Source organism: Winogradskyella marina (assembly GCF_015645385.1).
GTDB lineage: Bacteria > Bacteroidota > Bacteroidia > Flavobacteriales > Flavobacteriaceae > Winogradskyella > Winogradskyella marina.
Map to the genome: position 1 here is coordinate 103,195 of NZ_JADOET010000001.1, position 13,131 is coordinate 116,325.

General features: G+C 31.8%; 14 protein-coding genes and 1 tRNA gene. 2 read left to right on the forward strand and 13 right to left on the reverse strand.

Annotation, left to right across the window (positions count from 1 at the left end):
• Positions 1–14: 14 nt before the first annotated feature.
• A complete protein-coding gene (locus ITJ86_RS00505) occupies positions 15–1,784 on the reverse strand; it encodes an ABC transporter ATP-binding protein (RefSeq protein ID WP_195869643.1) in 1,770 nt (589 codons plus the stop codon).
• Between the two features lie 51 nt (positions 1,785–1,835).
• Positions 1,836–2,582 (reverse strand): tRNA pseudouridine(38-40) synthase TruA, encoded by a 747-nt coding sequence (gene truA / locus ITJ86_RS00510; protein WP_195869644.1) that lies wholly within the window; start codon positions 2,580–2,582, stop codon positions 1,836–1,838.
• A 139-nt stretch (positions 2,583–2,721) separates the two neighbouring features.
• Between truA and ITJ86_RS00515 the strand changes: the two genes are divergently transcribed.
• Complete coding sequence (locus ITJ86_RS00515) at positions 2,722–3,216, forward strand: metallophosphoesterase family protein (RefSeq protein WP_195869645.1); 495 nt, start codon at positions 2,722–2,724, stop codon at positions 3,214–3,216.
• Between the two features lie 68 nt (positions 3,217–3,284).
• Here the strand turns inward: ITJ86_RS00515 and ITJ86_RS00520 are convergent, their stop codons facing one another.
• Positions 3,285–3,695, reverse strand: coding sequence for a DUF4293 domain-containing protein (locus tag ITJ86_RS00520; RefSeq protein WP_195869646.1), 411 nt, complete (start codon positions 3,693–3,695; stop codon positions 3,285–3,287).
• A 216-nt stretch (positions 3,696–3,911) separates the two neighbouring features.
• On the opposite strand from ITJ86_RS00520, the gene rho reads away from it, so the two are divergent.
• Positions 3,912–5,609, forward strand: coding sequence for a transcription termination factor Rho (gene rho / locus ITJ86_RS00525; protein WP_195869647.1), 1,698 nt, complete (start codon positions 3,912–3,914; stop codon positions 5,607–5,609).
• Between the two features lie 80 nt (positions 5,610–5,689).
• Here rho and ITJ86_RS00530 read toward each other — a convergent pair whose 3' ends face one another.
• The 10 genes from ITJ86_RS00530 to ITJ86_RS00570 form a co-directional block, all read right to left on the reverse strand.
• Complete coding sequence (locus ITJ86_RS00530) at positions 5,690–6,148, reverse strand: RNA methyltransferase (protein ID WP_195869648.1); 459 nt, start codon at positions 6,146–6,148, stop codon at positions 5,690–5,692.
• Positions 6,149–6,288: 140 nt separating this feature from the next.
• Positions 6,289–7,305 carry a helix-turn-helix domain-containing protein gene (locus ITJ86_RS00535; protein WP_195869649.1) on the reverse strand — a complete coding sequence of 339 codons (1,017 nt, stop codon included), beginning with the start codon at positions 7,303–7,305 and terminating at the stop codon, positions 6,289–6,291.
• Between the two features lie 408 nt (positions 7,306–7,713).
• Positions 7,714–7,866 carry a DUF5670 family protein gene (locus tag ITJ86_RS17295; protein ID WP_230080177.1) on the reverse strand — a complete coding sequence of 51 codons (153 nt, stop codon included), beginning with the start codon at positions 7,864–7,866 and terminating at the stop codon, positions 7,714–7,716.
• A gap of 144 nt (positions 7,867–8,010) precedes the next feature.
• Positions 8,011–9,792, reverse strand: coding sequence for a sensor histidine kinase (locus ITJ86_RS00540; protein ID WP_195869650.1), 1,782 nt, complete (start codon positions 9,790–9,792; stop codon positions 8,011–8,013).
• Positions 9,793–10,239 carry a response regulator gene (locus ITJ86_RS00545; RefSeq protein WP_195869651.1) on the reverse strand — a complete coding sequence of 149 codons (447 nt, stop codon included), beginning with the start codon at positions 10,237–10,239 and terminating at the stop codon, positions 9,793–9,795.
• A gap of 19 nt (positions 10,240–10,258) precedes the next feature.
• Positions 10,259–10,816 (reverse strand): helix-turn-helix domain-containing protein, encoded by a 558-nt coding sequence (locus ITJ86_RS00550; RefSeq protein ID WP_195869652.1) that lies wholly within the window; start codon positions 10,814–10,816, stop codon positions 10,259–10,261.
• Positions 10,817–10,978: 162 nt separating this feature from the next.
• Complete coding sequence (locus ITJ86_RS00555; RefSeq protein WP_195869653.1) at positions 10,979–11,509, reverse strand: lipid-binding SYLF domain-containing protein; 531 nt, start codon at positions 11,507–11,509, stop codon at positions 10,979–10,981.
• Positions 11,510–11,720: 211 nt separating this feature from the next.
• Positions 11,721–11,793: transfer RNA gene (locus ITJ86_RS00560), tRNA-Met, on the reverse strand.
• A gap of 173 nt (positions 11,794–11,966) precedes the next feature.
• Positions 11,967–12,809, reverse strand: coding sequence for a leucine-rich repeat domain-containing protein (locus tag ITJ86_RS00565; protein WP_195869654.1), 843 nt, complete (start codon positions 12,807–12,809; stop codon positions 11,967–11,969).
• Positions 12,810–12,942: 133 nt separating this feature from the next.
• Positions 12,943–13,125 carry a CPXCG motif-containing cysteine-rich protein gene (locus ITJ86_RS00570; RefSeq protein WP_195869655.1) on the reverse strand — a complete coding sequence of 61 codons (183 nt, stop codon included), beginning with the start codon at positions 13,123–13,125 and terminating at the stop codon, positions 12,943–12,945.
• Positions 13,126–13,131 lie beyond the last annotated feature (6 nt).

Genomic DNA, 13,131 nt, shown 5'->3' on the forward strand with positions numbered 1-13,131 from the left:
AAGTAACCAATAGATTAAACCGCCTCAGCTTTCAGAAACTGGACTTCATATAGTTTTTTGTAATATCCCGATTCTTTTTCTAAAAGGGTTTTGTGTGTCCCAATTTCAACAATTTCACCAGCATCCATGACAATAATTTTATCGGCCTGTTGTATCGTTGCCAATCGGTGTGCAATTACAATTGAAGTTCTGCCTTTTGTTATTTTATCGGTGGCATCTTGTATTAATTGTTCGGAATGTGAATCTACAGAAGAGGTCGCTTCATCTAAAATTAAAATACTAGGATTGGTTACATATGCTCTTAAAAACGAAATTAATTGACGCTGACCAGAAGATAACATGACACCACGTTCTTTCACATTGTATTGATAGCCATTTGGAAGACTTGAAATAAAATCATGAATTCCAATAGCCTTTGCCGCATTTACCACATCGTCTTCGGTAATATCCTCGCTATTTAGGGTAATATTATTAAGAATAGTATCTGCAAACAAAAATACATCTTGTAATACAACCGCAATCTGACTTCTAAGCGAACTAATCGTCATATCCTTAATATCAGTATCATCAATTTTAATGGTTCCTGAATTAATATCGTAAAAACGATTTAATAAATTAATGATGGTCGATTTTCCAGCTCCAGTTGCACCAACTATGGCAACCGTCTCACCTGCTTCAACATTAAACGAAATTCCTTTTAATACTTCTTCATCTTTAATATAAGCGAATCGAACAGCTTCAAATGCTATTGTGCCTTTAAAGTGATTGGCTTCAATAGTACCAGAATCATCAATATTAGAGCTTGTATCTAGCACTTTAAAAACACGATCTGCAGCAACCATTCCCATTTGAAGGGTATTAAACTTATTCGCTACTTGATTTAAAGGTCTAAATAACATAGGAATAAACATGGTGAAAGAAATTAACTCTCCTAAGGTGGTTCCTCCACTTCCTGAAATGGCATCAAAGCCACCAACCAAAATTACCATGGCCATGGTTAAAGAGGCTAAAAATTCAGCAATAGGAAAGAAAATAGAATTATACCAAACCGTTTTTAACCATCCTTTTTTATGACGTTCATTAATGGCTTTAAACTTTTTATACTCTACATCTTCTCGTGTAAATAATTGTAGAATTTTCATGCCTGTGACACGTTCTTGCACAAAGGAATTTAAGTTTGAAACTTCGGTACGTACATCTTCAAAAGCAATTTTCATATACTTCTGAAAAATTTTAGTAGCAAACAAAACTATTGGCATGGTCGTAAAAACAATAAGACTTAACTTTAAGTTTATAAAAGACATAAAACCAGCAACGACCAACATTTTTAACACATCACTAAAAATCATAAAGAGTCCTTGTCCAAATATATCGGCAATACGCTCCATATCTGTAACGGCTCTTGTGATTAAAACACCTACAGATGATTTATCAAAATAGGTCATTTTAAATTTAAGCATGTGCTTAAATAATTTAACTCTGATATCTCTAACCACAGATTGTCCTAACCAACTCGCATAATAAATAAAGAGCAATTGCGAAACGACTTCTAACACCAATAAGGCTAACATTATGAGCATATAAACCACAAACCCATTGTACTCCTTATTAGCTATTTTAACATCTATAGCCTCCTTTAATACATACGGTCTAAAAGCACCAAAAAGTGCCAAGCCAATTACGCATATTAATGACACTAAAAAAACCGTTCGATACGGTTTTATGTACTGCAATAATCGTTTAAACAACGAAACATCAAATATTTTTTTACCTTTTTCTGCCATCTTATGCCGAACTATTTTCGGTATCTACTTTCCGTAAAAACGGAAATCACTTTAATAATTTTTTATACTTTCAGGGTACACAATTTTCACTAAATACAAGCCGTGTGCTGGTACTGAAAATCCAGCTTCACTCCTACTCTTTGAAGCAATAACTGCGTGTAATTCTTCAGCTTTCATTTTTCCTAAACCAATATTCACCATAGTGCCAACAATCGCTCTAACCATATTTCTTAGAAATCGGTCGGCTGTGATTGTAAAGACAAGTTGGTCATTAATTTTTGTCCAATGCGCTTCTTTTATTTCACAATTATACGTTTTTACGTCTGTATTTGTCTTAGAAAAGCATTGAAAATCTTTATACTGAAATAAGATCTTACAAGCTTCATTCATCGCATCTATATCTAAAGGCAATTGTATTTGATATGCAAAATCGTAGTTAAATACATTTTTAGACGTAGAAATTTTATAGTGATACGTTCTACTCGTTGCGTAAAACCTAGCATGTACTTCTGGTTTAACTTCAAATACAGCACTAACCGCAATATCTTTTGGTAAAAACGAATTGAGTTTAAAAACGATATCTATGGACTTAAAATCACCTTCATAATCAAAATGCGCAAACATTTGTGAGGCATGCACACCTGAATCTGTCCTACCTGCACCCATAACTGAGATATCGGTTTTCAAAATGGTAGACAATGCTTTTTCTAATACTTCTTGTACCGAAATAGCGTTAGGTTGATTTTGCCAACCATGATAGGCTTTACCATTATATGAAAGTTCAATGAAAAATCGCAATAGAAATCTTACTTTTGTTAAAGTGCAAAGTTACTCTATTCCTGTGAACGCAGGAATCTCATTAACGTATTATTTAGAATCGAAAAAGCAATAGTAATACTTACTTGAAACGTAATTTCGAATTAAATCAAACATTTTCTTGAAAAAAATACTCCTTTTATCAGACACACATAGTTACATAGACGATGCCATTTTAAAACATGTTAAACAAGCAGATGAAGTGTGGCATGCAGGTGATATTGGTGATTTAAACGTTACTGATCGTATAAAAAAACTTAAACCCTTAAGAGCAGTGTATGGCAATATTGACGATACCAAAGTACGTGTAGAATTTCCGCTTCATAACAGATTTATGTGTGAAGACGTCAGTGTTTGGATTACACATATTGGTGGTTATCCTCCTAAATATAATAACAAGGTGCGAGACGCATTACTTAACAATCCGCCAGATATTTTTATTACTGGCCATTCTCATATATTAAAAGTAATGCCAGATAAAAAGCTAAATTTACTACACATGAATCCTGGCGCAGTAGGCAAACATGGCTTTCATAACGTAAGAACCATGTTACGGTTTAAGATTGATGGAAAACAAATAAAAGATTTAGAAGTTATAGAGTTTGAAAAGCGATAAATAAAAATAAAAAAAACCCAAACGGCAGCGTTTGGGTTTTTCACACTAATACTACTAAGATTTTAGGTCTATCGTAATCGATCTACAGATTTTACAAGTTCTTCATCCTTTTTAATAGCCTTGTTAGCCAAGACTAAACACACAATAGAAAAAATAGGAAGAAGAATCCCAATACCTTTCTCAGAAACGTTAATTTCTCCAGATAAGTTTAGCGATTGATATACAAAGATTCCTAGTAAAATAAAGTTTAATACTATATTGAGTCGTCCCAAAATAAACTGGGATTTTCTGTCTTTAAATCTAAAAATCGAAGCCAAAGATAATAAAGCCGATCCTAAAAATAAACCTAAATACAAATAATTATCTAGTGCGTAAATTTTTACATCGTCATTGTTTGTCCACAAATGAAACACGAATATTAAGCCAGCTGAAATCACAGCTGCTAAAAACAAATATAAGGTCTGAATGCGTTGAATCATATCTTTAACTCTAAAACGAATGCAAAATTAGTAGTTTATTTTTTAAAAAGATAGAAATTAATTTAAAATAAAATTGTATTATTGCAATAGAAAGAAGTAACATACTGAGTTGCATCGTTCTAATCTTCCAAATTAATCTCACTTTTTTTCTTTTTATTTCATTTAGAAAATATTGAATTAATAATATCAAAATTATAATACATATACAACATACGAATGTTTGAAATTTCACAGTTAAAAGCTAAAAAACTTCCAGAATTACAGGAAATAGCAAAACAACTAAAGGTACCAAAATACCGTACACAAAAAAAATTAGACTTGGTTTATCAAATTTTAGATTACCAAGCTGCAAATCCTAGTGCAGTAAAGGCCAAAGTCGATACCGAAACTACTTCAGCACCAAAACAACCGGAGAATAAACCGACCAAAAAGCGTGCTCGAGTTCCACAAAAGCCAAAAGACACTAAGGACCAAAAGGACCAAAAATCCTTAGAGTTTACAGATAAAGAGGAAGGCACAAAAGCTAAACCACAAGCTAAAGACAAGCCTAAACCTCGCAAACCTCAAGAGCGTAAGCCACAAGAAAACAAACCTAAAGAGGATAAAACGAATACTGATAAATCCAATAATAAATCTCAAGATCAAAAGAAGCCAAATCCTCGAAAGGACGACAAAAGACGTTCTCAGAATAAGGACAACAGGCCATCACGTTCTAAAGATAATAACTCACACAACAACAATTCTAAAAACAATGGCAACAAGGATAGCAGAAATCGCTATCGTGAGCCAGACTTTGAATTCGATGCGATTATTGAAAGTGAGGGTGTTTTAGATATCATGCAAGATGGCTATGGTTTTTTACGATCTTCGGATTATAACTATTTGTCATCTCCAGATGATATTTATGTATCGCAATCTCAAATTAGATTATTTGGATTAAAAACAGGTGATACGGTTCTTGGGCATGTAAGACCACCAAAAGAAGGTGAAAAATACTTCCCATTAATTAGGGTCAGTAAAATTAACGGCCAAAACCCTAACGTTGTTAGAGATAGAGTTGCTTTTGAGCATTTAACTCCATTATTTCCACAAGAGAAATTTAATTTAGCAGAAAAACAAGCGACGATTTCTACACGTATTATGGATTTGTTCTCACCAATAGGTAAAGGACAACGTGGTATGATTGTATCGCAACCAAAAACAGGTAAAACAATGCTTCTTAAGGATGTTGCAAATGCTATTGCAGCGAACCATCCTGAAGTTTATCAAATGATTTTATTAATTGATGAACGTCCTGAAGAAGTTACGGATATGCAACGTAACGTTCGTGGCGAAGTCATTGCGTCTACATTTGACAAAGAAGCGCATGAGCATGTTAGAATTGCTAATATCGTTTTAGAAAAAGCGAAACGATTGGTAGAATGTGGCCATGATGTAGTGATTTTATTAGATTCTATTACACGTTTAGCAAGAGCCTATAATACGGTTCAACCAGCCTCTGGAAAGATTCTTTCTGGTGGTGTTGATGCCAATGCTCTACACAAACCAAAACGCTTTTTTGGTGCTGCTCGTAATATCGAAAATGGTGGTTCATTAACCATTATTGCAACAGCATTAACAGAGACTGGTTCTAAAATGGATGAAGTTATATTTGAAGAATTCAAAGGAACTGGTAACATGGAGCTTCAGTTAGATCGTAAGATTTCTAACCGTCGTATTTTCCCAGCTATTGATTTAACATCATCGAGCACAAGACGTGATGATATATTATTAGACGAGAATACTATTCAGAGAATGTGGGTAATGCGTAAGTATCTTGCAGATATGAATCCGGTTGAAGCGATGGAATTTATTAATGATCGCTTTAAACAAACCCGAAATAATGAAGAGTTCTTAATTTCTATGAATGGATAGATTTTAAACTAAAAATAAATTAAAAAAACCTTGAATTGAACGTTCAAGGTTTTTTTGTGTTTTGTATCTAGTGATTACTATTAAACTCTTGGTTTAGCGATACCTCTATCGTACATTACAATACTACCTGCAACGGACACATTAAGGCTTAATTGGGAATTAAACTTAACTAAAAAATGACTTTTCTCAATGGCTTGTTTAGACAAGCCATGATCTTCTGCTCCAAGCAAGTACACGCATCGTCTTGGATGCTTAAACGTTTCTAAAGCCTCAGCATCTTCGGTTAACTCTACACCAACCAGTCTTGCTCCTTTTGGGATATTAGTAAAGAAATCTTCAAAAGTATCGTAATGAAAATAAGGCATTGACTTTACGGCATTGTGTGTATCACATGCTTGTTTAGCATAGCGATTACCAATAGTAAAAATAAAACTCGCTCCAAGGTTTTGAGCAGATCTCCAAAGGACACCTAGATTTTCAGGTGTTTTACCATTTTGGATTCCTATACCGAAAAATTCATTTGTAAAGTTATCGTTCATAATTCAAAAATATAAATTTGACGATATTTATTCCTATAAATAAAAAAAGAACTCATTTAAATACTTAAATGCGTTCTTAATAAAAGTGGTTGTGAAAAATCTTAAATTATAATTTTTCACAACCACTTTTGGATATATAATTATGCTGTTGCAGCTAACTTAATGTTTTGTTTGTAATTTATTGGTGAACAATTGTATTGCTCTTTAAAAATTTTAGAGAAATAACTTCTACTAGAGAATCCTAATGAGTACACTATTTCTGAAATATTTAAATCTGTCGTTTTAATAAGTTCTTCAGATTTTTTCACTCTTACAAAACGTATATAACTATTTAAAGTTTTGCCATGCATAAGCTTAAAGCCTTCTTGTACTTTTGCCGGACTTAAAGCTATTTTTGCGGCCAACTCAATGACATTCAGATTAGTTTCTGGGAAATTATTAATATAATCTGACAATTCTTTTACTTGTTTTAACTCGTAAGCAGTTAGCGAACCTTTAGGCTGCTCTGCACGTTTCATATCTAAAGAATGTTGCTCTATTTCTAAAGCTAGTATAAGATTAACTAAACCTTGAATTAACAATGTTCTCACAACTCCCTGTTGCTTTATTGCTTGTAACTGCTTAATACTATCTGCAATTTTTAAATTATAAGAGCCAACAAAACTATAGTCATTGGAAGTATCTGTATTAAAAATTTCAGATACCATTTTATTAATACGATGTTTTGATGTACTTAATTTTGAAGTATTCACCGAAATTAATGTAGAATTCACAAATACATCTTTATAAAAATAAATATGATTTTTTTCTGATACCATATTTGCAGCAATTCCTGTTTGAAAAGTTTCTACTGTTTTTTTCGTTTTGTCACTATTAAATGCATGAGCCAATTTACCTTCTGCACAATACAGAAAATTAACCACTGATTGTTGTGGACTTGCGAAAATAAATTCAACATCTTCATTAAACTTTAGATCAAACTCAACAAAGGTCGTATTGCGCTCTAATTCTATACCTCTAATGATACCTTTTCCAAACGTGCTATCAATGTGTAGCTCACCTTCATTTCGTTGTAAAGTAAATGTACCGCCTATCTTTCTTTTTAGCGTGGTAAACATTGACTGTAAATTATTTGCTTTAATTTCTATGGTTTTCATGAGTACTGATTTTTGGTTAGACATTGATTAGTTTGTAGTTTGTTGCGGTTGCATTAAATTCTTTATTTCTTACTATTTTTAGAATCCGCTAGTACAGCTCCGCCAAGAATTGGTTTCGGGAATATTCTTCCCACTTTAGCGAATTGCTTTTTGATGTGTGATTTTGTAATTTTCATTAAGAATTTTAGTTTTAGTTTTTGATACTACAAAGTAAAGACACAAAGGCAGGTTATGTGTTATACAATTCTGAGGTTTTGTTACAACATTCAGTTTTATTGTTAAACAAAACATAATAAATCGATTATTTGATTGATTAATGTCTTATAAGAGACCTGAAAATAAAGTGTTTACAATTTAAGAGCGGTAATTAAAATCAGTAATCACTAAAGCATTGAGAAGTTATGAGCTCTAATTGTCGTTAAATTTCTTATTTAATAGCCATAAGACAACGGCAGCAATTAGCAATAGAAAGTGAATTGCCGATGTAAACATAAAAACAAAATAACCAAGTGCCCAAAGAATTATTAATAACACCAATATAATGCTAAGAAAAGTTTTCATAACGTGTATACATTTTAATTAAGGCTTTAACAAAACAGAGGACTTAATAAGAGAAGTAGCTGAATATAATACTGTTAAATTACTTAGAACAAATGTCAGTAATAGAAGGTGGTTTCTATTATACAATTTTAAAAATATATTATACTATTTTAAAAATGGCAAATAAATGGTAATTGTAGTACCGATGTTTGGTTCTGCTTCTGCAACGATTACACCATTATGGTTTTCGACTATTTTTTTACAAATGGCCAAGCCTATTCCTGTTCCAGAATATTCAGTTTTTCCATGTAACCTATTAAAAAGCTCAAATATATTCTTAGCATAAACTTGTTCGAAACCAATACCATTGTCTTTAAATGAGATCTTATGGTGATATTTGAAGAGTGATTTCTCTATGTCTTTAACCGTATTAGTCCGCACTTCTTGATGCGAGATATTTATTACAGGTGCTATACCTTCTTTGGAATATTTGAGAGAATTACTAATTAGGTTGATAAACAATTGTTGTATCTGAAATGCAACAACTTCAAGATTTGGCAGGTTATCATTAGTAATAATAGCACCTTTACTTTCTATACTATCAGAGAGTTCGTGTTTAGCGTGTTCTAATAGCATATTTATGTTGGTATTCACATAATCTTTGTCGGCATTATTAGTGCGTGAATACTGTAGTAAATCTTCGATTAACATTCGCATTCTAGCTGAAGATGACTTTATTTTAGATATGTAAAATTGTCCTTTTTCTGAAATTTGTTCACCATCATTAGTTTCTAATCGTGAAATAAAAGTTTGTATTTTTCTTAGTGGCTCCTGTAAATCATGACTGGCTACATAATTAAAATCAGACAGTTCTTTATTATTACGTTCTAATTCTTGGTTGCGTTCTTGAATAAGATTAAAACTATCAAACTCATCCGTGACATCTACAGCAACTCCTAATAATTGTTTTTCTTCAAACCCAATATCAATAAGCTTTGCATGTGCTTTAAGATGTTTAGTTGCCCCGTTTGGTTGCACAATACGAAAGGTTACAAAAGGTAAGTCTTCGTTTTTTATCATATTGCTTATTTCTTGCCTCAAATCTTCAGCATCATCTTCGTGTACATATTTAAAAATACTTTCTAAGTTTGGTTCAAAAGATTGCGGCTCTGTACCTAATAGTTTATACAAATTATCTGAAAAGTGATATGTATTGTCTTTTATTTTCCACATCCATGTACCGCTTTTACTAACTATTTCGGCCTGTTCTGTTAATGTTTTAAATATTTTAAGATCCTTATTCGTTTTTTTTAGAACCATAAGATCTTTGTTAATTTTAGCATAAGCCAACAATAAAAGCAATAAGGTAAGAATTAATATGCTGTATAAAAACAAAGGTGTAATACCAATTGCTTCTTCATTTTTTTTCTGTTGTTCATGTAGTAATTTGTTTTCTAATTCTAACATTACAGATATATCGTTACGTATACGCGACATTTTTATTTTTCCTTCATGCAGCAACAATAAGATGTCTTTTGTCAATATTTCATCGTCTGTGGCAATGTTTAAAGATTTATTAAATATTATAAATCGTTTAACTATATCTTGTTCTAGTTGGTTTAGATTTTCTCGCTGAGCTTTATCCTTAACAATTAACGTATCTAACCTTTTAAGGTTTTGATCTATTTTTAATCGACTTTCGTGATAAGGTTTTAGAAATAAAGAATCGTGAGTTAGCAAAAAACCTCTATGACCTACTTCGGCTTCTTTAAGGTTATATACCATATGTTCTAACTCAGTTCGTAAAGTTTGGGTATCGTTAACCTCCTCAGTAGACTCTGAAAGTTCTTGAATATGTTTATATGTAAAACCACCAATGCATAATATCACAAAAAGGCCTACACCAAATACAATTTTTAAAAGTTTACTAGGAGTTATTCTTATCATTTATAAGCGTAATAAAAAATTATCTTTATTTAAGCCACTTGTTATGTATTGCCAATTTGTAGTGACCACTTCAGAAAGTACTTTCTTTAATTTTTCAAAATCATTAGGTTTCTTTATATAAATATTAGCTCCAAGAACAAAGGTGTGTTCTACGTCTTCTTCAGAAGAAGATGTGGAATAAATAGCAATAACTAAATCTTTTAATCTACTATTAGCTTTGATGTCTTGTAAGCAAGAAATCCCTGATTTTTTAGGCATATTTAAATCTAAAAACAACAAATCTGGAAGTTCATTTTCGGCTTGTTCTAAATAATGCATTAGTTCAATGCCATCTTTAAAAGTAGAGACTTTACTTTTTACCTTTAACTCATCGAAGGCTTCTGTGAAAAAGAATCTGTCATCTTCATCATCGTCCGCTAAGGCTATTTTCATATATTCTTTTATCATAATTATAAAACCTAATAAATTATTGTAAATGGCTTTCTTTTCGCTTTGCTACTATACGCTGAAAAGCAGATGGTGTTATTCCTGTTGTATTTTTAAACTGCTTACTTAAATGCGCCACACTAGAGTAATTGAGTTTATAGGCTATTTCGGTAAGCGATAAATCTTGCTTCACCAGTAATGTTTTTGTATATTCTATTTTTTGCAAAATCACGTAATTTTCTATAGACGTATAAGTCACTTCAGAAAACAGATTGGATAAATAACTATAGTTGTGATTCAATTTTTCGGAAAGAAATACTGACGTTTTCACAATGACATCATTTTCTTTATTAAGGACCATATCTCTTATAACATCTTTAATTTTTTGAACCATTATTTTTTTAGAATCTTCAATAAGAGAAATACCGTAATTTTCAATACTACTATTAAATTCTTGAAGTTGCTTGCTCGTTACTTTTTCTAACAGTTCTATTTCTCCAAAAGCGGTCTGCTGATACTTAAAATTAAACATTTTGAGCTGTTCTTCAATAACTCTATTACAAACCGTAGTGTAATCAAACTTTAAAAATAATTTCATCGTGGTATGTATTACATAATTAATGTCTATTCTAATTAAAATAGCATCACATCAATATCATATCTCCTCCCTAAAATGTTTTGAGATATTACAAGAATTAAAAATACAAAAAAGCCGACTATAAAAATCGGCTTTTTTTAATATTAAATTTTTTGGTTTAATTTAAAATTCTGAGTAGCTAAATTTCTGACCACCTATAGAAACATCTGCCATTGCACCTGCTTTAGGATGAATAAAAACGACAACACCATCATCGTAATTAGCAGCTTTGCTAGCTCCTTCTTCTACAATGACAACCTTTGCTTCAGCCGAAAACTCAAAGTTACCTTGTTTAAACTCATTAAGTGCATCATCTGTTTCAAAAAAGATGACTTGTGTATAAGCCTCACCTCCGGCTTGCAGCCCAACATCTATTTTTTTTACATCAGACATTCCTATGGCTACACCATTGTCATATACCACACCATTACCCGAAGCACCTCCAACAATTAATGCGGCTTCACCAACATTAGGAAAGACAACATAGCCAGAAGCGTTACTAAAAAATTTATTTAATCCTTTATCTGAACTTTTTAAAGTTGAAATTGCCTTATCTGCATCTTTCATAACACGCATATCATCTTTATTTTGAGAAAAAGCGAATACAGTTACGAACATAAATGCTATCGTTACTATTAAATTTCTAATTTTCATAATTTTATTTTTTTGGTTAAACATTTTGTTTTTAGAAAGCCTATAACAGCAACTAATTGCTTCTAACTTTCTTGAGATAAAATTATGGATAACAACTAACCTTACTTAGTTCAAAACATTTGATTGTTAATGCTTCTGATTAACCTACTCTATGGTTGAGTCTAAGACACAAAAAAGCCTCCACATTTCTGTGAAGGCTTGATTTTTCTAGTAGCGGGAACTGGACTCGAACCAGTGACCTTCGGGTTATGAGCCCGACGAGCTACCTACTGCTCTATCCCGCGATGTAATTCAAAAAATGATAAACTTAGCTCTTAACTTTCGGTTCATAATGCCGACTATATCATTTTAGGACTGCAAAGATAATACTTTTTTTCGAATACCAAAATCTAAACCAAAAAATAACGCTCAATTTTTATTTGAGCGCTATGATCATAAATTTATAATATGGCAAAAATTAATCGTCGTCATCCTCTGTATCTAATGTAGCTAACGCTCCTTTACTATTAACATCGTCTAAATCGAAATCAACAATATTTGGAAGCTTATCTTTTAACGCTGCAAAATTACCTTTAAATTGATTTTCACTCAACAGTAATGTTTTTAGATTTGTTAACTGTGCTAACTCAGTTGGAAGTTCGCCATAAAAAGCATTATTAGATAATACTAATTCTTCTAGTTCTACAAGCCCTCCAATAGATGAAGGAATCTTTCCTAATAATTGGTTATCAAAAACGCTTAATACTTTTAAAGATTTTAATCGCGATAAACTTGAAGGAAGCGTACCTCTCAATTTATTACTACTTAATATTAGGCTTTCTAAACGTGTTAAGCTTCCTATAGACAACGGAATTTCCCCAGAAAAATCATTATTAAACAATTCTAATGATTTTAAATTTGATAATTTTCCGATATCTGAAGGAATAGTTCCACTAAATATATTTGAGAATAATTTTAACTCTTCTAACTTTTTCAAGCGTACCAAAGAACTGGGTAATTCACCACTTAATTTATTGAATGATAAGTTAAGTATTTTTAAATGTTTTAATTTTGAAATAGACTCTGGAAGTTCCCCTTTTAAACCATTGAAACTTAAGTTGATTCCAACAATATTTTGCTCTTCAATAGTTATGCCATGCCATGTTGAAACAGATTCTTCCAAGTTCCAAGAATGACTCCAAGAATCACCGTTAGTTGCCTTGTATAAATCTACAAGTGCTGCTTTTTGATCTTGTGAAACTTCTGCAAATGAGAATAATGAAATTAAGCAGAATACTAATGTTATTTTAAGTGTCTTCATAATTGATAAGATTTTGTGGAGGGACACAATAACAATACAAACCTAAGTATATATCCTTTAAACTGCAAATTTTTTCGACGAAATGCATTATTTCAAAATTTGCACCTATAACAAACAAGTAAAACAAACACAATTATTGACCTATATCGTCGACCTGAAAGCTTACGATTTCCTGGCTTTCTACGGTTATAGAAATTTGAATGGGATTGCAACAAATCTCACAATCTTCAATATATTTTTGATGCCTTAGAGAAACATCTACAAGCATAGAAATCTGCTCCCAACAATATGGACATTGAAAAAAGTGTTCTTCCATAAGTCC

What these genes read in the sequence shown, in the direction of transcription:
- ITJ86_RS00570 (WP_195869655.1), bottom strand. Translation starts at nt 13,125, where the DNA reads ATGGAAGAACACTTTTTTCAATGTCCATATTGTTGGGAGCAGATTTCT.
- ITJ86_RS00530 (WP_195869648.1), bottom strand. Translation starts at nt 6,148, where the DNA reads ATGAACGATAACTTTACAAATGAATTTTTCGGTATAGGAATCCAAAAT.
- ITJ86_RS00565 (WP_195869654.1), bottom strand. Translation starts at nt 12,809, where the DNA reads ATGAAGACACTTAAAATAACATTAGTATTCTGCTTAATTTCATTATTC.
- ITJ86_RS00545 (WP_195869651.1), bottom strand. Translation starts at nt 10,239, where the DNA reads ATGATAAAAGAATATATGAAAATAGCCTTAGCGGACGATGATGAAGAT.
- rho (WP_195869647.1), top strand. Translation starts at nt 3,912, where the DNA reads ATGTTTGAAATTTCACAGTTAAAAGCTAAAAAACTTCCAGAATTACAG.
- ITJ86_RS00520 (WP_195869646.1), bottom strand. Translation starts at nt 3,695, where the DNA reads ATGATTCAACGCATTCAGACCTTATATTTGTTTTTAGCAGCTGTGATT.
- ITJ86_RS00555 (WP_195869653.1), bottom strand. Translation starts at nt 11,509, where the DNA reads ATGAAAATTAGAAATTTAATAGTAACGATAGCATTTATGTTCGTAACT.
- ITJ86_RS00505 (WP_195869643.1), bottom strand. Translation starts at nt 1,784, where the DNA reads ATGGCAGAAAAAGGTAAAAAAATATTTGATGTTTCGTTGTTTAAACGA.
- ITJ86_RS00550 (WP_195869652.1), bottom strand. Translation starts at nt 10,816, where the DNA reads ATGAAATTATTTTTAAAGTTTGATTACACTACGGTTTGTAATAGAGTT.
- ITJ86_RS00540 (WP_195869650.1), bottom strand. Translation starts at nt 9,792, where the DNA reads ATGATAAGAATAACTCCTAGTAAACTTTTAAAAATTGTATTTGGTGTA.
- ITJ86_RS00535 (WP_195869649.1), bottom strand. Translation starts at nt 7,305, where the DNA reads ATGAAAACCATAGAAATTAAAGCAAATAATTTACAGTCAATGTTTACC.
- ITJ86_RS17295 (WP_230080177.1), bottom strand. Translation starts at nt 7,866, where the DNA reads ATGAAAACTTTTCTTAGCATTATATTGGTGTTATTAATAATTCTTTGG.